The following is a 24,538-nucleotide window of genomic DNA, read 5'->3' as shown; positions in this document are numbered from 1 at the left end:
CAACGGCCGCTTCGGGTTGAATCGTCGTCGTCTGACGGACAGCTGTCCGACGTTGGTTGCAGGCGCACGAACCTGGCCGTCTGCCGCTGAAAGGGACCAACCCATGGAGCACTACACGGCACCGGCGGTCGCGGCCGGGCTCGAGTTCACCCCGCCGACGCAACGCGCGCAGGACGCGATCGCGGCGGCGATCGCGCGGCGGGACGCGCCGGGCAAGCACGTCTTCGCCTCCGAAAAGCCGATCGCGAACGAGGACGGAGAAACCGAACGCCTCCCCGGCGGCACGACCGTGACCCACCGCTTCGTCGACGGCCCGGGCGACATGGAGACCGTCCGCTGGCACTTCGTCGAGGCGGGCACGTCGGACAAGCCGGTGGTGGTGTTCCTGCACGGGATTCCCGATTCGTGGTACCTGTTCCACCACCAGATCACCGATCTCGCCGCCGACTTTCGCGTGCTGTCGATCGATCTCAAGGGATACGGCCAGTCGGAGAAGTCCCCGGGCGACTACCGGCACGTCGGGGTGGCCGACCAGCTCGTGGGTCTGCTGGACGTGCTCGGCATCGAGCGGCCGAGCTTCGTCACCCACGACCGCGGTGGCCCGATCGTCGACTACCTCGCCTCGCGCCACCCGGAGCGGATCCACAAGTACGTGCGCGGTGAGCAGCAGCTGTGGCACTGGCACCCGGACGTGTCGCCGCAGGAGAAGTGGTTCACCGACCTCGACCACAACCCGTTCGGCGACCCCGCGGAGCTGGTGTCGAACCTGCACGCGATCCTCTCGACCCGCCCGGTCGCCGAGGAGGACGTGCGGCGCACGATCCGGGAGGCGAGCCACCCGGGCATCAAGTGGGCGGTGCCGCGGTACTTCCAGTCGACCACCATCAAGAAGGAGTGGATCGACCGGCGCCTCGACCTGATCCGCACCTGGCAGTGCCCGATCCTGGTGCTGCAGGGTTACGAGGACCCGTTCCAGCCGTACGAGTACTTCGAAGACATCGAGAAGCACATCCCGAACTCCCGGCTCGCGTTCGTCGGCGCGGGGCACTTCCCGCCGCTGGAGAACCCGGGTGAGACGAGCGAGAAGATCGCGGCCTTCCTGGCCGGCTAGGAGCGGACGAGAACCATGCACATCGACTGGGATGTCCCGATCACGATGGACGACGGGCTGGTCCTGCGGGCGGACGTGTTCCGGCCCGAGGACGCGGGGTCGCACCCGGTGCTCATGACCCACGGCCCGTACGCGAAGGGGCTCGCGTTCCAGGACGGCTACCAGGCCATGTGGAGCAACCTGGAGGCCGAGCACCCGGACGCCCTGGCGGGTTCGTCGAACCGATACCAGAACTGGGAAACCGTGGACCCGGAGAAGTGGGTGCCGGACGGGTACGTCGTGATCCGCGTCGACTCGCGCGGCGCCGGCCGTTCGCCCGGGTACCTCGACATCCTCTCGCCGCGCGAGACACGGGACTACTACACCTGCATCGAGTGGGCCGCGGTCCAGCCCTGGAGCACCGGCAAGGTCGGGTTGCTCGGCATCTCCTACTACGGCATCAACCAGTGGCAGGTCGCCGCGCTGCAGCCGCCGCACCTCGCGGCGATCTGCCCGTGGGAGGGCGCGAGCGACTACTACCGCGAGTTCACCCACCACGGCGGGATCCTCGACGTCTTCGTGAAACAGTGGTACCCGGTCCAGGTTTCCTCGGTGCAGCACGGGGTCGCGGACAGCCCGCGCAGCCGCGTCACCGGCGAGCCGGTGGCCGGGCCCGAGGTGCTCACTCCCGAGGAACTGGCGAAGAACGTCGCCGACACCGTCGCCGAGCTGCGCGACCACCCGCTGCTGGACGAGTACTACCGCGAGCGCACGGCGGACCTGGCGAAGATCACCGTGCCCGTGCTCTCGGCCACGAACTGGGCCCACCACCTGCACACCCGCGGCGGGTTCGAGGGTTACGCCGGCGTGTCGAGCGAGCAGAAGTGGCTCGAGGTCCACGGCCTGCAGCACTGGGTCGAGTTCTACACCGACTACGGGGTCGCGCTGCAGAAGCGGTTCTTCGGGCATTTCCTCAAGGGCGAGGACACCGGGTGGGCCGAGCAGCCGCCGGTGGTTGTGCACGCCCGCCGCGTCGACGGGACGTTCGAGAAGCGCGGCGAGACCGCGTGGCCGCTCGACCGGACACAGTGGGCACAGTTTCACCTCGACCTCGACGGCGGGACGCTGGCCGCGGCCGGGGATGTGACGCGGCGCGAGACGGCGTTCGCGGCGCAGGGCGAGGGGCTCACGTTCTGGACCGAGCCGTTGACCGAGGAGCTGGAGCTAACGGGCCCGGCGTCGGCGCACCTGCGCGTCGCCTCGTCCACGGCCGACGCCGACCTGTTCCTCGCCTTGCGTGTGCAGGATCCCGCCGGCCGCGACGTGACGTTCCCCGCTGCCATGGATCCCCACGGCGGCGTCGGGTTCGGCTGGCTGCGTTCGTCGTTGCGCAAGACCGACCCGGCAAAGAGCCTGCCGTACCGGCCTTGGCACACCTACGACGAGCGGCAGCCGCTCATCCCGGGCGAGCCGGTGGACGTCGACGTCGAGATCTGGCCCACGTCGGTGATCATCCCGGCCGGCAACCGGCTCGGTGTTTCCTTGCTGGGGCGCGACTTCGAGTTCCCCGGCGACGGTCCGTGGCCCTCGGCGTACGGGATCTCCATGCGCGGCAACGGGATCTACGTCCACAACGATCCCCACGATCGCGGATCGGACGTCTACGCCGGCACGACCACCTTGATCAGCGGCGGCGAGCACCCGTCCTACCTCCTGCTCCCGGTCGTGCCCCGCACGGCCGGCTGAGCCGGGTGGCCGCGGTGGGACGCCACCGTGGCCACCCTGGGTTCAGCGTCGGCTCAGAACCGGCCGAGGCCGTGCGGCGAGCCGAGACCGGTCGGGCCGTCCCAGCCGGGGCCGGCCTGGCAGACCTTCGGGCCCCAGCCCAGGCCCTGGCAGACCGACGGTGCCGCACCGTCGGTCGTGACGTCGTGGAACGCCGAGGCCGGCGCGCCGTACAGCGCGCTCGGGCCCGTCGCGTCGGTGGTGTGGCCGCTGCTGCGCACGTACCACGCGGCCACGAACGGCGACGAAGCGCTGGTGCCGCCGCTGACGATCCAGTTCTGCGGCTTGCCCGTGAAGGGCGCGTAGGTGTCGTACACCGCCGGGCCGTTCGCCGGGTCGGCGATGGCGGCGACATCGGAGGACGCGCGGTGTCCACCGCAGTTCTCGGCGGTCGAAGCGGGCTGGCCGGCGGCGGGCGGGAACGTCAGGGCGCACTCGCCGCCGAGGTTGTGCCACGCCTGTTCGGTGAATTTCGTACGCGACGCGTCGGAGGGCTTCAGCGCCGTGCCCCCGACGCCGACCGCCCACGGCAAGTTGGCGGGCCAGGTGTAGAAGCTCGTGTCGGCCTTGCTCTTGGCCGAAGCCGAAGCCGAAGCCGAAACCGCCGTCGCGTCGGCGCTGCCGACGTCACCGATCGACGCGAACAGCGGCACCCCCGGGTGGTTCAGGGCCTTGCTGTAGGGCGCGTCGATCGTGGCCGAGTCGAGGACCTCGATGTCGCTGAGGCTCACGGCGTTCGCGCCGAGTCGGACCGCCGTCTGGTAGGCGGTGGCGTAGTCGGCGGCCTTCTCGTCGGGGTCGGGCTCACCGGTCGCGTCGAGGTCCGGCGTCTGCACCACCGTGATGCGACAGGCCGGGCACGCCGCGGAGGCCATGTCGACGTCGAGTGACGTCTCGATGGCCCAGTCCTCCTCGGACTCCTTGAACTCGTCGGTGGTCTCGGGCCGCACCGGCGGCCCGCCGTGGAAGTCGGTGATCGTGAGGCACCCGCTCGCCGTCGTGCACGCGGGCAGCCCGTACTGCTCGCGGTAGACGGCCAGATCCGACTCCAGGTGCGTGTTCGCGCCCGCGCTGATCACCGCGATCGTGCCGTCGCGCCCGATGCCCGCGGCCGGCAGCGAGTAGGCGCGCGCGAGGTCCGTGGCCCCGAGCCCGACCGGCGTCGTCGTCGACAACGCCTTTGCCGAGCCGGGGCTCTCGGTGACCACGGCGGCCTGGCACCCGGCGGCACACGCGGTCCGCACGCCGTGGTCGCTCAGCAAGGTGCCGTCCTGGATCTGGGCCTGAAGGCCCGCGATGTCCGAAGTGCCGGGCGCGGCCTGCGCCGGGGCGCCCGCCACGGTCATCGCCGCGAGCACCGGCAGCGCCGCGGCCGCGGCCAGGGCCCGCCTCGTTGTGACTTTTCCCTTGTACAAGGACATTTCGCCTCCCAGGACTGCCGGCGGCGCCACCGCCGCCGCGCGGGCCCATCCTGGGTGACGATCTTTCGGATCCTGTCAGGAAGTTGTGTGGATCTTCGGCTGCGACAGCTGCGCGTCGAGTGAGCGCAGGGTTCGGACCGTGAGGCTGGGGGTCGTGGCGGCCAGTTCCCACACGGACAGCGTCGCGACGGAGGCGGCGCAGTCGGCGTTGGCGAGCATCGGCAGGTGGCGCACGAGGATCTCGCGGGCGGCCGGGGCCAGTTCGCCGATCGGGGTCAGGACGGCGGAGCCGAACTCGGCCGCCGGTGGGAGGTCCTCGAGTACGGCGAGGGCGTTCTCGCGTTGGGCGCGGACGAGGAGGTGGTCGCGTGTGACGGGGCCGTCGGCGGGCAGGCCGAGGCGCTCGAACTGGGACGCGGGTGCGTCGGCGGCTCGCATGAGGTCGACGAGGTGGGTGGCCATGGTGAGTTCGAGGTCGTCGGCGACGAGGGGGGCGGTCTGGCCGGGGTCGGTTTCGAGGTCGAACAGCAGGGTGCCGAACGCGTGTGGGTCGCCCCAGGCGTAGCCGGGCATGCGCAGTACGGGGGCGCCCTTGGTGAAGGGCAGGGGCGGGATCAGTTCGGCGTCGCGGAGTTCGGCGGGGGAGAAGCGGTTGTTCATGTGGGTGGGCATGAGGGTGTGCTCGAACAGTGGTGTGTTGGCGGGGGTGGCGGAGGCGCGCAGGTAGACGTAGCGGCCGTCGGTGACGTTGACGTGGGCGCCGAAGCTGCCGAACAGGCAGGCTTCCCTCGTGGTGGGGCCCGTCAGGGGGAGGCCTTGCATGTCGGCAGGCCTTGGTACGTCGAAGAAGTCGAGCAAGGTCGGTCCGAAGTCGACGGTCTGCACGAGCTCGGCCCGGCGCTCGCCGCGGGCGCGGCTGCGCGGGTCCCAGACGAACAGGGGAGTGTGGATGTTCTCGTCGTACCAGGGCTGGACGTTCTTGCCCCACCAGCCGTGCTCGCCGAGCAGGAGGCCGTGGTCGGTGCAGATGATGAGGAGGGTGTCGTCCCACAGCGCGTGGGTGTCCATCGCGTCGAGCACGCGGCCGAGCGAACTGTCGCACATGGACAGCAGGGCGCGGTACTCGTCGCGGACCTTCAGTGTGTCGCCGGGTTGTTCGGTGACCCTGCGGTAGCCGGGCCAGTCGTACTCCGGGCCTTCGTGCGTGAGGGAGTACCGCGCGCGGTGGTCTTCGGTGGCGACGAACGGTTCGTGCGGGTCGAAGCACTCGACCTGGAGGAACCAGTCCTGCTCGCCCGCGTTGGTGCCGAGGAACTCCAGCCCGGCGTCGACGGTGAGTGTCTGCGGGTGCTGCCCGGGTTTGAGGAAGTGCTGCCGGTTCACCCAGTGCTGGCGGGCCATCGCCGACGCCCGCCGTCCCCCGACCGCCGGTTCCGGCATTTCGGGATCGGCCACCTGGCCCTTCCAGCGGTCGCCTTCCTGGCCGCGGAAGAACTCGTAGGTGTCGAAGCGGTTGTGGTAGGTCGCGCCGCCGTCTTCCCAGTAGTGCTGGTGATCGGTGACGAGGTGGGTGTGGACGCCGTTGCGCGAGAGCAGTTCGGGCACCGAGTCGTCGAACGGCTCCAGCGGCCCCCACGACCGGTGCAGGAAGTTGTACCGGCCCGTGTGCAGCTCGCGGCGCGCCGGCATGCACGGCATGCTGCCCGCGTAGCAGTTGTCGAACGTCACGGCCGCCTCGGCCAGCCGCTCGAACTGCGGCGCCTGCACGCCCGTTGCCCCGTACGGCGGCAGGTACCGGCGGTTGAGCGTGTCGAACAGGACGACGATCGCGCGCATGGGCCGGGCTCCTTCTCAGGTGGGTGCCACCAGGTCCAGCCTAGGCAACCCGTGGGACGGGCAGCGGCCGAACTTTGGCGAACGCGGCCCCCGCCTGATTGACTGTGGCTGCCCGGCTCTGCCGGGCATCAGACACCCAAGACGATTCTGGAGGACGCATGCCCGTCTCGAAGGCGCACGCGAACTGGAACGGCGACCTTCCCACCGGGTCCGGGCAGTTCACCGCCGGGGGAGGAAGCATCAACGGGAGCGTGACCTTCAAGTCGCGCTTCGAGGACGGCCCCGGGTCGAATCCGGAGCAGCTTATTGCCGCGGCGCACGCGTCGTGCTTCTCGATGGCGCTGGCCAACACGCTGGCGAGTGGGGGATTCCCGGCCGAGTCGATCGAAACGGACGCTTCGGTCACCCTGCGCCCGGTGGACGGCGCGCCGACGATCATCAAGATCGAGCTCGTGACGGAGGGCCGCGTGCCCGGTGTCAACGAGGAGCAGTTCAAGGAGTACGCGGCGCAGGCCAAGGCCGGCTGCCCGGTCAGCCGCGCGCTCGCGGGCGTCCCGGAGATCACCGTGCAGGCGTCGCTGGCCGGCTGAGCCGTGCGAGCGCTCGCTCCCGCGCGGGGCGAGCGCTCGATCAGCCCGGGGCTGCCCCGAACCGTCCCGACAGGGAGACCGGGCCGGTTTCCGGCAGGCGGGCCTCGACCGGCCCGGTGAGAATCGGGGGATGAGTGAACGCTCCGACCCCGACCGTCGCCGGGCCGCGACCACCGGCTGGGCCCACCGCCACCGCGACGTCTCCGGCGGCTGGCTCCGCCCGACCGTGTTCGGTGCGGTGGACGGCCTGGTCACCAACGCGGCCCTCATCGCAGGCGTCGGCGGCAGCGGCGTCGCGCCGCACACGATCGTGCTCACCGGGTTGGCGGGACTGGTCGCGGGAGCGTTCTCGATGGGCGCGGGCGAGTACGTGTCGGTGACCAACCAGAACGAGCTCGTGCACGCCGAGGTCGCGCTCGAAGCCGACATGCACGCGCGCTTCCCGCAACAGGAGCACGACGAGCTGGTCAGCCGCTTCGTCTCCTACGGTGCCGACGACGACACCGCCCGCCGCATGGCCGAAGCCGTCGCGCGCAACCCGGACCAGGCGCTGCGGCTGCACACGCGCGAGGAGCTCGGCGTCGATCCGCAGGACCTGCCGTCCGCCCTGCTGGCGGGTGGTGCGTCGTTCGTCGCGTTCTCGATCGGTGCGCTGCTTCCGTTGCTGCCGTACTTGCTCGGCGCGAGCACGCTGGTCGTGTCGCTGATTCTGACGGCGGTCGCGCTGCTGGCCGGGGGGATGACGGTCGGCAAGCTGACCGGAAGGCCGCTGGTCCACTCCGGGCTGCGGCAGCTCGTCCTCGGGGCGCTGGCCGTCGCAGTCACCTACGGCATCGGCCAGCTGATCGGTGCGCCCGTCGGCTGAGGGCGGCGGTCGTGATCAGGCGTTCTTCAGCAGGTCCAGCAGGGCGGCGTGGAGCTGGGCCGGCGCGGCGAGGAACGAGGTGGCCTGCGGGTGCCAGGGGGTGCCGTCGGCATCGGTGACGACCGCGCCGGCCTCGCGGGCGATCAGGCTCGCGCCGAGGAGGTTGCCGGCGTCGCGGCCGTAGAGCCAGAAGCCGTCCATGCGCCCGGCGGCGACGTCGGCGATCTGCAGGGAGGTCGGGCCCAGGTTGCGGACGGCGCCGACGTGGGGGAGGACCGCCGAGAGCGAGCGGCCGGCCTGCTCGGCGGCGTTCGGCTGGGTGGTGATGAAGGGCGGCTGGCTGGTGCCGACGAGCGTGACCGGGAGCTCGGCCGTGGCCGGCGGGGTGAGGCGGTCGCCGTCGAGGAACGCGCCGAGGCCGGTCGCCGCGTGGTAGGTCTCGCCGCGGACTTCGCTGTGGATCACGGCGGCGACCGGGGTGGCGTCCTCGACCAGGGTGATGCTGACGCACCAGTACGGCAGCCCGCGCAGGTACTGGACGGCGCCGTCGGCGAGGTCGACGACCCAGCGTTGCTCGCCGGGCGGGACGGTGGTGTCGATCTCGCCGGCCCATTCCACACCGGGTCGCAGTGCGGTGAGACTCGCCCGGAGTGCGCCTTCGGCTGAGCGTTCGAGGGCGTCGAAGGTCTCGCGGAACTCGGTGAAAGTGGTGGGGGCCGCGGGCCTGGGCCGGGCGGCGAGGAGGCGGCCGGCTTCCCGGGCCGCGGCGATCATGCCGTCGATCAGGGTGGTTGTCATGGGCCAAGCGTGCTCCCGGGTGGGCGATTATGAGGTGTTTCGGTGGCTCTTTTGATCGAACTCAGTGCCATCATGGGCTGGTGGTGAGCAATGCCGTCCTCGAAGACGACGACATTCGGCTGATCGCGGCCCTGCAGTGCGACGGTCGCGTGACGATCGAGCGCGCGGCGGCTGTGCTCGGCCTGAACCAGCGCGCGGTCCGCCGGCGGCTGCGGGTGTTGCTGGACGGCGTCGTGCGCGTGGTCGCGACCCGGCCGCGCGCCGCGTTCCCGGGCGTGACCCTGCTGCGGATCCGGGTGCTGCGCGGCAAGATCGACGCCGTCACGGCCGCCCTCGCGGCGCGCGACGACGTCCTCTACCTCGACCTCTCGCACGCCGGCGACGAGATCTCGGCCGCCGTCGTCTCCGACCCGAGCCGCCGCAACGCCCTCGTCTTCCGCCAGCTCCCCGCGACGACCGCCGTCACCGAGATCCACGCCGAAACCGTGATGCACGTCTTCTCCGACGCGAGCGACTGGCGCCTCGACGTGCTCACCGAGACCGAACGAGCCGACCTGACGGTGATGTCCGCCCAGGCCACCACCGGCGACCTCGACTCCGTCGACTCCTCGATCCTCACCACCCTGGCGCGCGACGCCCGCCTGCCCGCGGCCGCCGTCGCCGCCGAGGTGCGCCACCCCGAGTCCACCGTGCGCCGCCGCCTCGCCACCCTCCGCACCGACGGCCGCCTCCTCACCCAGACCTTCGTCGACCCGCACCACCTCGGCCTCCGCATCGACGCGAACATCACGATGCACGTCCCACCCGCGAAGCTCGACCACGCCGGCCGCACCCTCGCCCACCACCCGGCGGTCCACGGCGCCCTCGCCACGACCGGCAGCTCCAACCTCCACGCCGCCGTCTGGCTGCGCGATCTGGATCACCTGTACCGGTTCGTCACGGAGGATCTGGCGCAGCTCGGGGTGGAGCGGGTGGAGACGTTTTTGGTGGGGCAGGCGGTGAAGCGGCCGGGTAAATGAGGTCTACCCGGTCTCGGTCTGACGGGACGAAAGCCGAGGCGCTTCCGTGATGCCCGCGGCACGGAGTTCCTCGGTAATAACCTCCCGCAAGCGGAACTTCTGCACCTTCGTGCCCGACATCGGCCAGTCCGTGACGAAGCGGATGTAGCGCGGGACCTTGAACGTCGCGATGCGGCCGAGGCAGTGGTCGATCAGGGTGCGTTCGGTGGTGGTGGCGCCGGGGCGGAGCTGGATGAAGGCGGCGGCCACTTCGCCGAGGCGGGCGTCCGGGGCGGCGACGACCTGGACGACGCCGCAGGCGGGGTGGTCGGCGAGGCAGCCTTCGACCTCGGCGGCGGAGACGTTTTCGCCGCCGACCTTGAGCATGTCTTTGAGCCTCGAGACGAAGGAGAGGCGGCCGGCGGGGTCGGCGACGACGAGGTCGCCCGTGGAGAACCAGCCGGCGGGGTCGAGGCGTTCGGCGGTCAGCTCGGGGTCGCGGTGGTAGTGGGAGAAGCGGGAGGTGCCGCGGAACTGGAGTTCGCCGCGGGTGCCCGCGGGGACCGGCGCGCGAGTCGCAGGGTCGACGACGCGGACTTCCATGTGCCGCAACACTTTGCCGCTCGTGGTGGCGCGGACGTCGGCCGGGTCGTCGGGGGAGCCGACGCAGCAGAAGCCGAGGGACTCCGTCGAGCCGAGGGACGACATCTGGACGGCCGGGGCGATCCGGGCCTGCATGGCGCGCAGCCGTTCGGGGGCGCCGACGTTGAGCACGAGGCGCAGCGCGGACAAGTCGGTACCAGGAAACTCAGGGTGGTCGAGCACGCGCAGCCAGATCGTCTCGAACGCGGGAAACGCGACCGTGCACCGTTCTTCGGAGAGCTGACGCAACGCCAGACCCGGCTCGAACGGTCCGGTGTGGACCATCGCGCAGCCGGCCGCCAGCGCCGCGAGGACGACGTCGTATCCGCCGCAATGGAACATCGGCAGGGCGGTCCAGAAGCGGTCCTCTGAAGTGAGGCCGAGCCGTTCGGCGACGGCTTCGCCTTCCGCCACCAGGGACGCGTTGTCGTGCACGCATCCGTTCGGCCGGGCGGTCGTGCCGGAGGTGTAGAGGATCAACGCGGGATCGCCGGCGCGCACACCGTCCCGGGCCGCGGTCACCGTCGCCGCGTCGGCAGGACTCGCCGAGAACGCGGCGCGCGAGAGCCAGCCGGCGGGCGCGGGGCCGTCGTCCACGGCGACGATCGCACGCAACACCGGCGCCACCCGCAGGAAAAGACCGGAAGAAGGAGCGAGCCCGGGAAGCGCCGAGGCGAGCACCGGCCCGAGCGTGGTGTCGGCGAACAGCAGCCGCAGGTCGGCGTGCTCGACGACGTAGGCGAGTTCCGCGGCCTTGAGCCGGGGGTTCACCGGGACGGTGACCGCGCCCAGGTAGGCGATCCCCAGCCAGGTCGTCACGCTCGCGATCCCGCCGGGCACCAGCACGCCGACGTGATCGCCGGGGCGGATTCCCCGCGCCCACAACGATCCGGCCAGTCGCCGGGCCTCAGCGGCGATCTCGCCATAACTCAGCCGTCCGTCGGGGAACACGACTTCGCGCTCGGCCGCGCACCGGTCGAGCAGATCCGGGATGGTGGACATGGCCCCTCCAGAGCGACTATTGGCGCACCCGCGGCGCTTCCGTGATGCCGGCGGCCGCCAGTTCGTCGGCGATCCTCTTGCGCAGCTCCACTTTCTTGATCTTCGTCCCCGACATCGGCCACTCGGTCACCCAGCGGACGTAGCGCGGCACCCGGTACGACGCGATCCGCCCGACGCAGTGGTCGATCAGCTCCCGCTCGGTCACCGAACACCCCGGCTTGAGCTGGACGAACGCCGCAGGCACCTCGACATACCGCGCGTCCGGGGCTGCCACCACGGCCACGATCGCGACGGCCGGGTGCGTGAGCAGGTGCCCCTCGACCTCGGCCGCCGCGACGTTCTCGCCGCCTACCTTGAGCATGTCCTTGAGCCGGGACACGAACGTCAGCCGACCGTCGGAGTCCGCGACGACCACGTCGCCGGTGTGGAACCAGCCGGCGGAGTCGAACACGCGCGCGGTGAGGTCCGGGTCGCGGAAGTAACCGTCGAACGTGTTGGGGCCACGGAAAAGCAGCTCACCGGGCACACCGGGGGACACGTCGTCACCTGACGGATCAACGACCCGGCATTGCATCCCGGGCATCGGATGCCCGCCGGTTTCCACGCGTTTGTCCGGTGGGTCGTCGAGCCGGTTGAGCGTGAGGAACGCGGCGGACTCCGTCATCGCCACGCACGACACGTGCACCGCGTCGGGGAGCCGCGCCGCCATGGTGCGGAGCCGTTCGGGTACGCCGACCACCATCACGACCCGGATCCGCGACAGGTCGTACGAGGCGAAGTCCGGCCGGTCGAGCACGGGCAGCCAGATCGTCTCGAAGGCCGCGAGCGCGACCGTCACGCGCTCGCGGACCAGGATTTCCAACGTCGTGGCGGGGTCGAAGAACCGCGGGTGCACAAAGGTGGCGCCCGCCGTGAGGCAGGTGAGGGCGAAGGTGATCCCGCCACCGTGGAACAGCGGGATCGCCGTCCACACCCGGTCGTCCGCGGTCAGCGGCATCCGCTCGCCGGCGATCCCGTCGGCCAGCCGGGTGAGGGCTTCGTGGCTGAGCATCGCGCCTTTGGGCGCGGCCGTGGTCCCCGACGTGTAGACCAGCAACGCGGTGTCGCGGACCCGCACGCTCGCCGCCGCCCGGTCGGCCTCGGCGGCAGGACACGCACTCGCGAAGAACTCCGCGGAGGACATCAGCCCGCCGCCACCAGGACCGCCCAGGTGCACGACGTGCTCCAGCTCGGCAGCAGCGCCCTCGGCGAGCCCCGGAAACGTCCGGTGCAGCAGCTCGGCGAAGTCCGGCTCGCCGGCCCGCGGGGGAGCGGTCACGAGCACCCGCATCCCCGAGTGCGTGACGATGCCTTCGAGCTCCACCGACTTGAACCGCGCGTTGACCGGCACCGCGATCGCGCCGGCCTCGGTGGCGGCCACCAGCATCGCGAGGAGATCGACCGACGCGGGCAGCAGGATCCCGACCCGGTCGCCCGGCTGAACTCCCAGCCCCACCAGCGCGAGAGTGAGCTCCCGGACGCGGTCGGCGAGCGCGCCGTAAGTGGCCCGTTCGGCAGGGAAGACGAGGGCTTCGCGATCGGGATGCGCCAGCCCTCGACGGCGCACCAGATCGCCGAGCGTGGTGGCGGCCACGGGCCGGACGGAACCGGCGGATCTGCTCGTCATCGGCCACTCCCCGCTCTATCTACCGACCGTTTGACAAACTAGCGTGGGTACTTGATGGTGGACAAGCCGGAAAACCCAGCCGCGACAATGCGTTGACCGCGACTGCGGCGAAGAAAGGTGATGCCGTGTCGAGTTACGACGTGGTGGTGATCGGGGCGGGCGCGGCCGGCCTGTGCGCGGGAGCGCTGCTCGCGCGCGAAGGCAAGCGGGTCGTCGTGCTCGACCGCAGCCCGTACCTGGGCGGGCGCGCCATGGCCGTGCCGGACGAGGGCTTCACCGTCAACCTCGGCGGGCACCTGATCGAAGACGGCGGATCAGGCCTCACCAAGGTGTTCGAGCACGTCGGCAAGGAGCTGATCCACGGCGAGGTCAGCAAGGAGATGCCGATCTGGGAAAACGGGTCGGGCTGGGGCTCGATCCGCGACCGCTACACCGACCGCGCGGAACTGAAGAAGGTCATCAAGGCACTCGCCGACACCCCGTACTCCGAGCTCGACGACTGGGACGATCGGTCGCTGCGTGAATGGATCCACCAGCACACGTCCGACCAGGGCGTGGTGGACCTGTTCGAGTTCATCTCCGTGCTGGAGTGCATGACCGACAACTGGTACGACCACTCCGCCAGCGACAACCTCTACGTGCGCAAGATGCACTACGAGGAGCGCAACACCGCCGCCTACTCGTGCTGGCCCGGCCAGGGCTGGGACGGGCTGTGGCGCGACCTCGCCGACGCGATCACCGGGCACGGCGGCGAGCTGCGCCTGGGGACCACGGTCGAGCGCGTGATCGTCGAAAACGGTGCGGTGCAAGGCGTCGCGGTCGCCCGCGAACCCCGGGTACTGCCCAACGAGTTCTTCGAGGAGGAGATCCTCGAGGCCCCCGCGGTGATCTCCACGCTGCCGGTGTGGCACGTGCTGAACGTGGTGCCGCGCAGCGTGCTCCCGGAGTGGTACGCCTCGCAGATCGAGTTCCTGGCGCAGGACAAGTTCCGCATCGCCTGGCTCGGGCTCTACCTCGCCACCGAGGAGCCGGTCACGCAGTTCGACCCGCGTGAGCTCTCGACGTGGACCGCGACGCCGTCGACGGACTGCTCCGGGTTCATGTTCGACCAGTCGGCGATGGACCCGTCGTGCTCGCCCGAAGGCACGCACCTGCACGTGCTGGGCGCGATCATCCCGGGCGCGAAGGGCCGCGACCGCGAGTGGTGCCGCGCCACGATGCAGGCCTTCGAACGCGACGTCGAGACGATGTGGCCCGGCCTGGCGAACCCGGTCTGGCGGCGCCGGCACCTGGTGTTCGAGCCGAGCTTCGGCGTGATCCAGATGCCCGGGCTGGTCGGGAAGTACCGGCCGCACTGGCGCGCGCCCAACGTCGAGGGGCTCTGGTTCGCCAGCGAGACCTTCCGCAGCCGTGGCGTCGGCACCGACCGCGCGGCCCGCGCCGCCCTCACGTGCGTCGAGGACTACCTCGGTGCGCGGATCCCGACGTTCGGCGATGGATGGAGGTACTGAGTGGAGCGTCTGCAGCTCGGTGTGCCCGGTCAGATCATGCCGCCCGCGGACGCCGCGGTGAAGTTCGCGCGCCGCAGCGAAGCCGAGGGCTTCGACGCCGTGTGGTGGCCTGACCACCTCATGGGCTGGCACGCCGACACCATGTGGACCGAGGACCTGACGCCGCTCGCCGCGGTGCAGCCCAACCCGCACGCCTACTTCGACCCGCTGATCATGATGGGTGTCGTCGGCGCGCAGACCGAGCGGATCAAGGTCGGCGTCGTCGTCACCGACCTGATCCGGCGCAACCCGGCGATGGCCGCGGCGAGCGCGCTGACACTGGACCACGTCACGAAGGGCCGCGCGATCATCGGGCTCGGCTCGGGGGAACGGCTCAACATCACGCCGTACGGGATGTCGTTCGACAAGCCCGTCGCGAAGCTGGGCGAAGGCATCGACGTGATGCGGCTGCTGTGGGAGGCCGACGGACCCGTCGACTACGCCGGGAAGTTTCACACGCTGGAGAACGCCGTCCTGGGATTGCAACCCTACCAAGGGAAAGCGCCCGAGATCTGGACGGCCGCGCACGGCCCGCGGATGCTGGAGCTCACCGGGGCCAAGGCCGACGGGTGGCTGCCCACCAAGATGTCGCCGGCCGAGTACGCCAAGTCGCTCACCACGATCCGGCAGTCGGCGCAGGACGCGCGCCGCGATCCCGAGGCGATCACCCCCGGCATGCTCGGGTACCTGCTCATGGGTCCCGACGAGGAGACGGTCCAGCGGCTCACCGAGGCACCGCTCGTGCGCGCGCTGTGTGTTTTGCTGCCCGCACAGGTCTTCCGCGACCTCGGCGTCGAACCGCCGCTGGACGGCGGGCCGGGCGGATCCGGCTTCCACGACTTCATCCCCACGGCCGTGTCGCGTGCCGAGTCGCTGAGGATCATCGACGCGATCCCGCCGAAAGTCGTGCGGCATTACGCGTTCTGCGGCACCCCGGCCCAGGTGGCCGAGCAGCTGGCGGAGTACCGCGAGGCCGGGCTGCGCCACCTCGTCATGTGGAACATCACCGCGTTCGGCGACCCGTCGCTGGCGAGGTGGTCGTTCCAGGCGATGACGGAGCTGAAGAAGCTGGTCGGGTCGTGAGCCGAGCGGCGGTGGAGGCGTACTTCTCCGCGATCAACGCCGAGCGGTTCGCCGACCTGGCCGGGGTTTTCACCGAGGAGGTGGAGATCCACACCGTCGGCGCGGCCCCGGTCGTCGGCCGGGACGCGGCGATCGCGCACTTCGCGAAGCTCCTCGCGGGCTACGCCGAGCACGTCGACCGCGTGACGCGCTGGATCGAAGCCGCCGAGGCCGTGGTGACGGAGATCGGCTTCACGGGCCGTCTGCGCGACGGCCGTCCGATCGGGTTCAGCGCCCTCGACGTGTTCGACCTGCGCGAGGGCCGGATCGCGAAAGTCGCCACCTGGTACGACACCCGCGACGTGCGCCGCCAGGTGCTCGCGTCATAGGGTGCGGCCTTTCGCCGTCTGCACCATGCCCATCCGCTCGATGCCCGCGTCGAACGGCGCGGCCTGCGGGGCCAGGCTCGCCAATGCCCGCTCGTAGGCCGCCACCAACGCGTCTTCGGCCGGGTAGTCGAAGGGATCCGTGGTGCCCGACGCGCGCAGGACCGGTTCGTTCGCCAGCATCCACTCGACGGTCTCGGCGATCCCGTCGGGCACCGAGACGACGTCGCGGTAGCCGAGGTCCTCGCGCAGCCGGGTCGTGTCCACAATGCACGTGGGCGACTCCTGGCCGCCGAACGCCGACACCGCGAGGCCGGGATTGGGCAGTTCCCGGGGCAGCGACCGGATTTCCAGGTCGCGGCCGGCAGCGCGGGCGACGAGCTGCGCCCACTGCCGCACGGTGAGGAGCTCGTCGTCGGCGACGTTGTACGCCTTGCCCGCCGCGATCCCGGGCCGGTCGACGGCCAGCAGCACGGCCTCCGCCGCGTTGCGCGCGGCGGCGCGGGAGTGGATGCCGTGCCCGCCGTCTGCGAGGACCAGCCACGGGCGCCCGTCCAGCACGCGGCGCACCACGTTCCACTCCCAGGCGTACGGGTTGCGCGGCCCGTAGACGGTGGGGTAGCGCAGGTAGGTGGCGGCGAAGGAACCCTTGGCGCCCAACGAGAACACGTGGTCTTCGGTGCGCCGGATCGGGCCGGTGCTGTAGCCGGCGAAGCGGGGTTCGTCCGGCGCGACGAGCGGGTGCGAGTCCTCGCGCACGGGCAGCTGCACGCCGTACGGGAACCGCGAACCGGGATTGACGTAACCCTGGTAAACCGGCACGCCGCCGACCACGACCAGGTGCGCGCAGCGGTTCGCCACTCCGTCGGCGATGAGCCGGACCCGGCCGTAGGTCGCGACGACCAGGTCCCACCCGCCCTCGCCCACGGCGCGCGCGATGTCGTCCGCCTCGAAGGGGCTGCCGTGCACGTGCGGGACGTCCGGCAGCTGGGCGACCTCGTGGCGGCCGGTGTGGAACACCGTCACCTCGTGCCCGCGGGCGAGCAGCCCCGCCACGATCGGGGGACCGGTCGGGCCCGTGCCACCGACGACCAGCGCGCGACCCATCAGGCCCGGGCCGTTCGGGGGAAGCGTCGCGGCCTGCCGTCGTCGTGCACTGGAGCCTCCCTGCGCGAGTCCTGTCCGCAGCATGACAAGCCCGATCTTCACTGTCAAACGGTTGGTTGACAGACCCTTGTTGGGGCACCGGTGTGGTGCTAATCTCACCGCTACCAAACGGCCGTTAGTCAGTGACGATGACGTCATGGAGGACGCCGATGTCCGTAGCCGCCACCGCTGGACCCGACATCCTGTCCGAGGAGTTCGCTGCGGATCCCTACCGCGCGTACCGGGTGATGCGCGAGCAGCACCCGCTCATCTGGCACGAAGCCACGCAGAGCTATGTGATCAGCCGGTACGCGGACGTCGAGCGCGCTTTCAAGGACCCGGTGTTCACCAGCCACAACTACGACTGGCAGCTCGAGCCCGTGCACGGCCGGACCATCCTGCAGATGGACGGGCGCGAGCACTCCACGCACCGGAACCTGGTCGCGCCGGCCTTCCGCGGCCGGGACCTGATGACCAAGTTCCTGCCCGTCATCGAACAGAACTCGCGCGACCTCGTCGACGCGTTCCGCCAAGACGGGCGCGTCGACCTCGTCGACCAGTACGCGACGCGGTTCCCGATCAACGTGATCGTGGACATGCTCGGCCTGCCCAAGTCCGACCACGAGCACTTCCACCGCTGGTACAGCTCGATCATGGCCTTCCTGTCGAACCTCTCCGGTGACGAGCAGGTCATGGCCGAAGGGATCCGTACCAAGGAAGAGTTCGAGGCCTACCTGCTGCCGATCATTCGCGAGCGCCGCGAAAACCCGGGCGAGGACCTGCTTTCCACGCTGTGCTCCGCCGAGATCGACGGCGTGCGGATGAGCGACGAGGAGATCAAGGCCTTCTGCAGCCTGTTGCTGACCGCGGGCGGGGAGACCACCGACAAGGCCATCGCCAGCCTGATGCGCAACCTCGTCGCGAACCCCGACCAGCTCGAAGCGGTGCGCGCCGACCACTCGCTGATCGCGGCCGCGTTCGCGGAGACCCTGCGGTTCTCGCCGCCGGTGCACATGATCATGCGCCAGCCTGCCGAGGACGTGGAGCTCTCGGGCGGGGGCGTCGAAGCGGGCACGACCGTGACCTGCCTGATCGGCGCGGCGAACCGCGACCCGGCCAAGTACGCCGATCCCGACTCGTTCAACCTCCTGCGCGCCGACCTCGACCTCGGCCGGGCCTACACCGCCGGCGCCAACCACACGGCGTTCTGCCTGGGACGCCATTTCTGCGTCGGCGCGATGCTGGCCAAGACCGAGCTCGACACCGGCATCGCGCACCTGCTCGACGCCATGCGGGACATCCGCTTCGACGGCGATGCGCCGCCGGAGCACGGCGTGTTCACCCGCGCCCCCACTTCGCTGCCCCTGACCTTCACGCCCGCCTGAGGAGGCACCCGCATGACCGCACGCGCCGAGATCGAAAACGTCCTGGGCAAGGCTTCTTGGGGCTACGACGAGAACGACGTCGGCCTGATCGCCGATCAGTTCACCGAGACGGCCACGATGACCATGCAGATCGGCCGCGAAGGTGACACGATCGGGCCGTTCGAGGGTCGCGAGGCGATCCGCAAGCTGCACGCGGATTCGCTCGTCGCGCAGACCGACCAGCGCCGGCACAACCTCTCGAACCTGGTGCTCACCAAGGAAACCCCGGACAGCGCGGCGACGACCGCGAACCTCACACTGCTCTCGATCGAGAACGGCGCGGTGCGGGTGCTCTCCAGCGGCTGGTACCGCGACGAGCTGGTGAAGCAGGGGGACCGCTGGCTGATCGCGACCCGGCACATCTACCTCGACCTGCCCTACTGATCCCCGCACCGGCACCTACCAGAGGACACCCATGGTCAACATCGGACGGATCCCGGAGAAGTGGGCGGCGCTCACGCCCACCCGGGACGCGATCGTCGACGCCCCGAGCGGCCGGCGGATGGACTGGAGAACCCTCGACGAACGCGTCCGCAGGCTCGCCAACGGGCTGGCGGGCGAGGGCGGCCTCGGTCTGTCCCAAGGGGACCGGGTCGCGATCCTGGCGAAGAACTCCATCGAGTACCAGGAGCTGTACTACGCCGCCGGGCGCGCCGGGCTCGTTACGCAGCCGCTGAACTGGCGGCTCGGAGCGGGCGAGCTGACCCGGATCGTCGCCGACGCGGCGCCGAAAGCGGTGATCGCGTCCGACGAGTGGCTCGATACCGCGAAGCAGCTGCAGGCCGCGGTGGACGTGCCCAACTGGCTGCAGTACGGCGAATCGGGCGACGGAAGCTACGAGGACCTGCTGGCGCGCAGCAGCACCGACGAGCCGGTGCAGTCGTCGTCGGTCGGTGACGCCGATCCGTTTTTCATCCTCTACACCGGCGGCACCACCGGAGAGTCGAAGGGCGCGCTGCACAGCCACACGAGCGTGTCGTTCGGGATGCTCAACCAGACCGTCGCCGAGCGCATCGTCGCGACCGACGTCTACATGCTGACCGGGCAGATGTACCACATCCCGGTGGTGCTCTCGATGAACTACCACCGCCACGGCTGCCCGCTGGTGCTGATGAACTTCGAGGCGCGCACGGCGCTGGAGCTCATCCAGGAGGAGCGCGTCTCGGCGTTCCTCGGCATCACCACGATGCTGAACTGGATGATGGCCGTGCCGGGCTTCTCCTCCTACGACATCTCGGCCCTGCGCAACATCCAGTACGGCGGCGGGCCCATGCCCTCGTCGGTGGTCAAGGCGGCGCTGGACCAGTTCCCCTGCACGCTGATCCAGGGTTACGGGCAGACCGAGGGCACCACGATGTGCTTCCTGTCGCAGGAAGACCACCTCGACGCCGTGCGCGGCATCCACCCGGAACGGCTGATGTCCTGCGGGCGCGAGGGTTTCGTCACGCAGGTCCGCGTCGTCGACCCGGACGGGCGCGAGGTGCCCAAGGACGGCCGGACCGCGGGCGAGATCATCGTGCGGTCCGAGGCCAACATGCTCGGTTACCTCAACCGCCCCGACCTCACCGAGAACACGATCCGCGACGGCTGGATGTGGACCGGCGACATCGCCACCTGGGACGCCGAGTCGTACGTGTTCATCGTCGACCGCGCCAAGGACATGATCATCTCCGGTGGCGAGAACATCTACTCGATCCAGGTCGAGGAGGCGGTGAACAAACACCCGTCGGTGCTGGAGTGCGCGGTGATCGGCGTGCCCGACGACGAGTGGGGCGAAGCGGTGAAGGCGTTCGTGGTGCTCAAGCCCGAGACGACGGCGACGGAGGCCGACATCATCGCCACGGCCAAGCAGCACCTCGCCTCCTACCAGAAGCCCCGGTCCGTCGAGTTCGTCGACGCCCTGCCCAAGGCGCCCACCGGGAAGATCCTCAAGCGCGACCTGCGCCGCGCGTACTGGGCGGACCGCGGCCGGTCCGTGTGACGGCGGGACTGCACCACCTCGGCGTGCGCGTGGCGGAGCTGGACCGGGCCGTGGCCTTCTACCGCGAGCTCGGCGCCGAACCGCTCGCGCCGCCATTCACGCTCGATCCCGGTGCGGCCGCGCTGGCGATGAACACCGAGCGCGAGGTGCGCGTCGCCCTGCTCGGGTTCCCGGACGGCAGCGGGATCGAGCTGTTCGAGTTCGGCGAGCCGGCGCCGGAGTGGTGTGCCGCGCAGGAGCCGGCCGCCCGGCTGCCGCACCTCGGCATCCGGGTCGCCGACGTCGACTCCGCGTTGGCCCGGGCCGAGGCCGCCGGCGGGCAGCGGCTGTGGAACCGGCCGAAACAGTGGGGGCCGGTACGGGTGGTGTACCTGCGCGACCCGGACGGGACCGTGCTCGAACTGCTCGACGCGCCGTTGCGGGCGGTCGCCGACGTGGTCGCCCCGTGAGTACCCGGCAGGAGGAGGGTTCTTGTCCTACGACGTGATCGTGCTCGGTGCCGGCGTGTCCGGCCTGGTCACGGCGTCAGTGCTGGCCGAACAGGGCCAACGCGTGCTGCTGCTGGAAAAGCACGCGTACCTCGGCGGGCGGGCGCGCGAGTACCGGTACAAGGGGCACCAGCTCGGCCTCGGCAGCCACCTCGTCGAGGATCCCGGCGACTCGCTGACGAGGGTGTGCGCGCTCATGGGGCTCGACCTCGTGCACTCCGAACGCAGCGACTCCATGCCGTTCTGGACCAACGGCCGGGGCTGGGCGCCGATCCAGGAGCAGTACGCGGGCAGCGCGAAGCAGGGCCTCAAGCGGTGCATCCAGGCGTTGAACGAGACGTCGTACGAGGAGCTGGAGAACTGGAACCACGCTTCGCTGCGGGAGTGGATGGCGCAGTACACCTCCGACGAGGGCGTGTACACGGTGTGGGAAGCCATCTCGGTGCTGGAGCAGATCACCTTGCGGCCGTGGGAACACTCGGCCTCGGAGAACCTGTACACGCGCAAGCTGCACTACTCGACGCGGCGCACCGCCGGATACTCGTTCTGGCCCATGGGCGGCTGGGATGCGTTGTGGCACAACATGATGGCGGCGTTCGAGGCCCACGGTGGTGAGCTCCGGCTGTCGGCGCCGGTCCGCCGGGTCGACGTGCGCGATAGCGCCGTGCGCGGCGTGACGCTGCGCGACGGCGAGGAGATCGCGGCCCCACAGGTGGTCGTGTCGGCGCCGGTGTGGGACCTGCTGCGGCTGTTCGACGACGACGTGCTGCCGTGGGACCTCGCGGCGCGCATCCGCATGCTGGCGGCCAACCGCAACCGGGCCTGCTGGATCGGTTACTGGATCGCCGCGAAGGAGCCGGTGATCGCGATGACCGAGCGGGAGATGGCGTCGTTCCTGTCCACACCCCGCTGCGGCCTGCCCGGCTTCACCCTCAACTTCACCGGCTACGACGGCGGGGTCTCGCCCGCAGGGGAGTACCTGACGTGCGTCGGGGCCTCGTTCGACGCGACCACCCACTACGGCGACCGGGCTTGGCTCGACCGGAAGTTCGCCGAGCTGTGGGAGGACATCGAGGAGATGCTGCCGGCGGCGCGCGGGGCACTGTGGACGAAGCCGCACGTCGTCACCAGCTACGGCGTGATCACCAAACCGGGCCTGGTCGGCCCGGTCCGGCCTGACACGAAGGTCCGCGGGATCGAGGGCTTGTGGCTGACCGGCGACACGACGCGCGCCCGCGGCATCGGGATCGACAAGGCCGCGCGCTCGGGCATCACGGCGGCCGAGGCCGTGCTGGGCAAGCGGCTCGACGCGTTCGCCGGGACGCTGCGCTACTGACCGGAAGTCTTTGAACGGCAACAAGTTTCTTCCAGCAGAGGAGGCGGACATGACGGGACGGGTCGCGGGAAAGGTCGCGTTCATCACGGGCGCGGCACGTGGGCAAGGCCGCGCACACGCGGTGCGGCTCGCGGAGGAGGGCGCCGACATCATCGCGATCGACGCGTGCGCGGCGGTCGAGACGGTGGACAAGTACCCGCCGGCCACCGAGGAGGACCTGGCCGAGACCACCGCGCTGGTCGAGAAGGCCGGTGGGCAGATCGTGGCGAGCAAGGCCGACGTCCGGGACGCCAAAGGCCTGCAGGCCGCTCTCGACGAGGGAGTCGAGCGGTTCGGCGGGCTGGATATCGTCGTGGCGAACGCCAGCATCGCCACCTACGGCATGTCCTGGGAGCTCACCGAGGACATGTGGCAGGACATGCTCGACGTCAACCTCACCGGGGTCTGGCACACCGCGAAGGCCGCGGTGCCGCACCTGATGCGCCGCGGCGGCGGGTCGATGGTGTTCACCAGCTCGATCGGCGGGCTGAAGGGCATCATGCAGGTCGGGCACTACGTGGCCGCCAAGCACGGGATGGTCGGGCTGATGCGCACGATGGCCAACGAGCTCGCCGGGCACCGCATCCGTGTCAACACCGTGCATCCGACCAATGTGGACACCCACATGATCCAGAACCCCGGCACGTGGGGGATGTTCGCCCCGGACGACCCGGCGCCGACGAGGGAGGCGGCTATGCCGGGCTTCCTGTCGCTCAACGCGCTCCAGGTGCCGTGGGTCGACCCGATCGACATCGCCAACGCCGTGCTGTTCCTCTCCAGCGACGAGGCGCGGTACGTGACCGGGGTCGCGCTGCCCGTCGACGCGGGGGCCACGATCAAATGAGGATCGAGGGTTCCGTCGGCCTGGTCACCGGCGGTGCGTCGGGGCTCGGCGCCGGCACCGCGCGGCGGCTGGTCGCGGGCGGTGGCCGGGTGGGCATCCTCGACCTGGCGAGCTCGGCCGGCGCCGAGCTCGCGGCCGAGCTGGGCGAAGGCGCGCTGTTCGTGCCCACCGATGTGTCGGACGAGGCGGCGGTCGAGAAGGCCGTCGGCGCGGTCGCGGAGCGGTTCGGGCGGCTCGACGTGTGCGTCAACGCGGCCGGGATCAGCCCGGCCGCGCGGGTGCTGTCGCGCAAGGGCGAGCTGCACCCGCTCGATCTCTTCCGGCGCACTGTGGAGATCAACCTCGTGGGCGCGTTCGATGTGCTGCGCCACGCCGTCGCCGTGATGGCGCGCAACGAGCCGGGCCCGGACGGCGAGCGCGGGCTGATCGTCAACGTCTCGTCGGCCGCCGCGCTGGAAGGGCAGGCCGGGCAGGCGGCGTATTCGGCGTCGAAGGGCGGGCTGGTCGCACTGACGCTGCCGCTCGCGCGGGATCTCGCGATCTGGGGGATCCGCGTGATGACGGTGTGCCCGGGGATCATGGACACGGGCATGCTGGCCGGGGCCGACGAGAAGCGCCGCGCCGCGCTGATGGACCTGCACGTGTTCCCGAAACGCCTGGGCCGCCCGGAAGACTTCGCCCGGCTCGTGGCGAGCTTCATGGAAAACGAGCTGCTCAACGGCGAGGTGGTCCGGCTCGACGCCGCGACCCGCCTCTGACGCGACCACCGACGACGAGGAGTTTCCGATGTCCCCCGACCCCACGCCGCTGGCGGGCCGCATCGCGCTGGTGACCGGCGGCTCGCGCGGTGTGGGCCGTGCGATCGCGACGCGGCTCGCGGCCGACGGTGCCGCCGTCGCGGTCAACTACCGGCGTGACGCCGGCGCGGCCGAGGAGGTCGTGGCGGGGATCGCGGCCGAGGGCGGGACCGCGGTCGCCTACCGCGCGTCCGTGGACGACGAGGCCGCCGTCGCCGCCATGGTGCAGCGGATCCGGGCCGACCTCGGCCCCGTCGACCTGCTCGTGAGCAACGCCGGAACGGCGAGCCGCGGCACGCCGATCGCGGACACCGACGAGCAGGAATACCTGCGGCTGCTGCGCGTCCACACGCTGGGGCCGCTCGCGTTGATCCGCGCGCTGCTGCCGGGGATGCGCGCCGCGGCCCGGGGCGACGTGATCGTGGTGTCGAGCGCGATCGTGGAGACCACGCCGGCGGGTGGCGCCGCGTACACGATGGCGAAGGCCGCGATGGAGACCGCCGCGCGGACCCTGGCGCACGAGGAACGGCCGCACGGCGTGCGGGTCAACATCGTCGCGCCCGGCCTGGTGGCGACCGACATGGGCGAGCGCCTCGTCGCGGCGTCCGGCGCGCCGATGATCGCCGACCTCGACGCGCGCTACCCCTTCGGCCGCGTGGCGCGGCCCGAGGACGTGGCCGGTGTCGTGGCGTTCCTCGCCTCTGCCGACGCCGATTACCTGACGGCGCAACGCATCCTCGTCGACGGTGGCGGGCCGGACGTCCCGATCGTCGCCGTCCCGAAGGCGTGACA

Annotated in this window: 22 protein-coding genes; 16 read left to right on the top strand and 6 right to left on the bottom strand. The window is 70.8% G+C overall.

What is annotated here, in order from left to right; genetic code table 11:
* Positions 1 to 103 precede the first annotated feature (103 nt).
* Positions 104 to 1,111: an alpha/beta hydrolase gene (locus tag AB0H62_RS14050; RefSeq protein WP_220242122.1), complete on the top strand. Its 1,008-nt coding sequence runs from the start codon at positions 104 to 106 to the stop codon at positions 1,109 to 1,111.
* Between the two features lie 15 nt (positions 1,112 to 1,126).
* On the top strand, positions 1,127 to 2,836 hold the full coding sequence (locus AB0H62_RS14045; RefSeq protein WP_360586252.1) for a CocE/NonD family hydrolase: 1,710 nt from the start codon (positions 1,127 to 1,129) through the stop codon (positions 2,834 to 2,836).
* A gap of 53 nt (positions 2,837 to 2,889) precedes the next feature.
* Here AB0H62_RS14045 and AB0H62_RS14040 read toward each other — a convergent pair whose 3' ends face one another.
* Both AB0H62_RS14040 and AB0H62_RS14035 read right to left on the bottom strand, forming a co-directional pair.
* A complete protein-coding gene (locus AB0H62_RS14040) occupies positions 2,890 to 4,296 on the bottom strand; it encodes a hypothetical protein (RefSeq protein WP_360586250.1) in 1,407 nt (468 codons plus the stop codon).
* A 75-nt stretch (positions 4,297 to 4,371) separates the two neighbouring features.
* Entirely contained in the window at positions 4,372 to 6,132 is a 1,761-nt protein-coding gene (locus tag AB0H62_RS14035; RefSeq protein WP_360586248.1) for a sulfatase, read from the bottom strand.
* Between the two features lie 158 nt (positions 6,133 to 6,290).
* Between AB0H62_RS14035 and AB0H62_RS14030 the strand changes: the two genes are divergently transcribed.
* Together AB0H62_RS14030 and AB0H62_RS14025 are read left to right on the top strand one after the other, a co-directional pair.
* Positions 6,291 to 6,722, top strand: coding sequence for an OsmC family protein (locus AB0H62_RS14030; RefSeq protein ID WP_360586246.1), 432 nt, complete (start codon positions 6,291 to 6,293; stop codon positions 6,720 to 6,722).
* A 130-nt stretch (positions 6,723 to 6,852) separates the two neighbouring features.
* Complete coding sequence (locus tag AB0H62_RS14025) at positions 6,853 to 7,587, top strand: VIT1/CCC1 transporter family protein (RefSeq protein ID WP_220242117.1); 735 nt, start codon at positions 6,853 to 6,855, stop codon at positions 7,585 to 7,587.
* A 15-nt stretch (positions 7,588 to 7,602) separates the two neighbouring features.
* On the opposite strand, the gene AB0H62_RS14020 is transcribed toward AB0H62_RS14025, so the two are convergent.
* On the bottom strand, positions 7,603 to 8,385 hold the full coding sequence (locus tag AB0H62_RS14020; RefSeq protein WP_255638185.1) for an inositol monophosphatase: 783 nt from the start codon (positions 8,383 to 8,385) through the stop codon (positions 7,603 to 7,605).
* An 80-nt stretch (positions 8,386 to 8,465) separates the two neighbouring features.
* On the opposite strand from AB0H62_RS14020, the gene AB0H62_RS14015 reads away from it, so the two are divergent.
* Positions 8,466 to 9,404, top strand: coding sequence for an Lrp/AsnC family transcriptional regulator (locus AB0H62_RS14015; RefSeq protein ID WP_220242116.1), 939 nt, complete (start codon positions 8,466 to 8,468; stop codon positions 9,402 to 9,404).
* Between the two features lie 3 nt (positions 9,405 to 9,407).
* On the opposite strand, the gene AB0H62_RS14010 is transcribed toward AB0H62_RS14015, so the two are convergent.
* Positions 9,408 to 11,027: an AMP-binding protein gene (locus tag AB0H62_RS14010; RefSeq protein WP_360586243.1), complete on the bottom strand. Its 1,620-nt coding sequence runs from the start codon at positions 11,025 to 11,027 to the stop codon at positions 9,408 to 9,410.
* A 16-nt stretch (positions 11,028 to 11,043) separates the two neighbouring features.
* A complete protein-coding gene (locus AB0H62_RS14005) occupies positions 11,044 to 12,693 on the bottom strand; it encodes an AMP-binding protein (protein WP_360586241.1) in 1,650 nt (549 codons plus the stop codon).
* Between the two features lie 125 nt (positions 12,694 to 12,818).
* Between AB0H62_RS14005 and AB0H62_RS14000 the strand changes: the two genes are divergently transcribed.
* From AB0H62_RS14000 to AB0H62_RS13990, 3 genes are read left to right on the top strand one after another with little or no spacing between them, the layout of a single operon-like run.
* Complete coding sequence (locus AB0H62_RS14000; RefSeq protein ID WP_220242113.1) at positions 12,819 to 14,204, top strand: FAD-dependent oxidoreductase; 1,386 nt, start codon at positions 12,819 to 12,821, stop codon at positions 14,202 to 14,204.
* On the top strand, positions 14,205 to 15,326 hold the full coding sequence (locus tag AB0H62_RS13995; RefSeq protein WP_360586239.1) for an LLM class flavin-dependent oxidoreductase: 1,122 nt from the start codon (positions 14,205 to 14,207) through the stop codon (positions 15,324 to 15,326).
* Positions 15,323 to 15,694 (top strand): nuclear transport factor 2 family protein, encoded by a 372-nt coding sequence (locus tag AB0H62_RS13990; protein ID WP_360586237.1) that lies wholly within the window; start codon positions 15,323 to 15,325, stop codon positions 15,692 to 15,694. Before AB0H62_RS13995 ends, AB0H62_RS13990 begins: the two co-directional genes overlap by 4 nt.
* Here AB0H62_RS13990 and AB0H62_RS13985 read toward each other — a convergent pair.
* Entirely contained in the window at positions 15,689 to 16,900 is a 1,212-nt protein-coding gene (locus AB0H62_RS13985; protein WP_360586235.1) for a hypothetical protein, read from the bottom strand. The two genes, AB0H62_RS13990 and AB0H62_RS13985, sit on opposite strands and share 6 nt — an antisense overlap.
* 107 nt (positions 16,901 to 17,007) lie before the next feature.
* Here AB0H62_RS13985 and AB0H62_RS13980 point away from each other — a divergent pair, with 107 nt between their 5' ends.
* From AB0H62_RS13980 to AB0H62_RS13945, 8 genes are read left to right on the top strand one after another with little or no spacing between them, the layout of a single operon-like run.
* Entirely contained in the window at positions 17,008 to 18,222 is a 1,215-nt protein-coding gene (locus tag AB0H62_RS13980) for a cytochrome P450 (RefSeq protein WP_360586233.1), read from the top strand.
* A gap of 12 nt (positions 18,223 to 18,234) precedes the next feature.
* Positions 18,235 to 18,645, top strand: coding sequence for a nuclear transport factor 2 family protein (locus AB0H62_RS13975; RefSeq protein WP_220242108.1), 411 nt, complete (start codon positions 18,235 to 18,237; stop codon positions 18,643 to 18,645).
* Between the two features lie 31 nt (positions 18,646 to 18,676).
* Positions 18,677 to 20,242, top strand: coding sequence for an AMP-binding protein (locus AB0H62_RS13970; RefSeq protein ID WP_220242107.1), 1,566 nt, complete (start codon positions 18,677 to 18,679; stop codon positions 20,240 to 20,242).
* Positions 20,239 to 20,691, top strand: a complete 453-nt coding sequence (locus AB0H62_RS13965; protein WP_220242106.1) for a VOC family protein — start codon at positions 20,239 to 20,241, stop codon at positions 20,689 to 20,691. The genes AB0H62_RS13970 and AB0H62_RS13965 overlap by 4 nt, the downstream gene beginning before the upstream one ends.
* A gap of 22 nt (positions 20,692 to 20,713) precedes the next feature.
* Positions 20,714 to 22,066, top strand: coding sequence for an FAD-dependent oxidoreductase (locus AB0H62_RS13960; protein ID WP_360586230.1), 1,353 nt, complete (start codon positions 20,714 to 20,716; stop codon positions 22,064 to 22,066).
* A 49-nt stretch (positions 22,067 to 22,115) separates the two neighbouring features.
* The gene (locus AB0H62_RS13955; RefSeq protein WP_360586228.1) at positions 22,116 to 22,949 is read left to right on the top strand and encodes a mycofactocin-coupled SDR family oxidoreductase; all 834 of its coding nucleotides are present in this window, start codon (positions 22,116 to 22,118) and stop codon (positions 22,947 to 22,949) included.
* Positions 22,946 to 23,707, top strand: coding sequence for an SDR family NAD(P)-dependent oxidoreductase (locus AB0H62_RS13950; protein WP_220242103.1), 762 nt, complete (start codon positions 22,946 to 22,948; stop codon positions 23,705 to 23,707). Before AB0H62_RS13955 ends, AB0H62_RS13950 begins: the two co-directional genes overlap by 4 nt.
* A 28-nt stretch (positions 23,708 to 23,735) precedes the next feature.
* Positions 23,736 to 24,536 (top strand): SDR family oxidoreductase, encoded by an 801-nt coding sequence (locus AB0H62_RS13945; protein ID WP_220242102.1) that lies wholly within the window; start codon positions 23,736 to 23,738, stop codon positions 24,534 to 24,536.
* Positions 24,537 to 24,538: the final 2 nt, after the last annotated feature.

The sequence above is a fragment of the Amycolatopsis sp. NPDC050768 genome, from assembly GCF_040654155.1.
In the GTDB taxonomy this organism is placed as follows: domain Bacteria; phylum Actinomycetota; class Actinomycetes; order Mycobacteriales; family Pseudonocardiaceae; genus Amycolatopsis.
The sequence above is the reverse complement of the archived record's forward strand: the minus strand, read 5'-3'. Positions and strand labels throughout refer to the sequence as shown.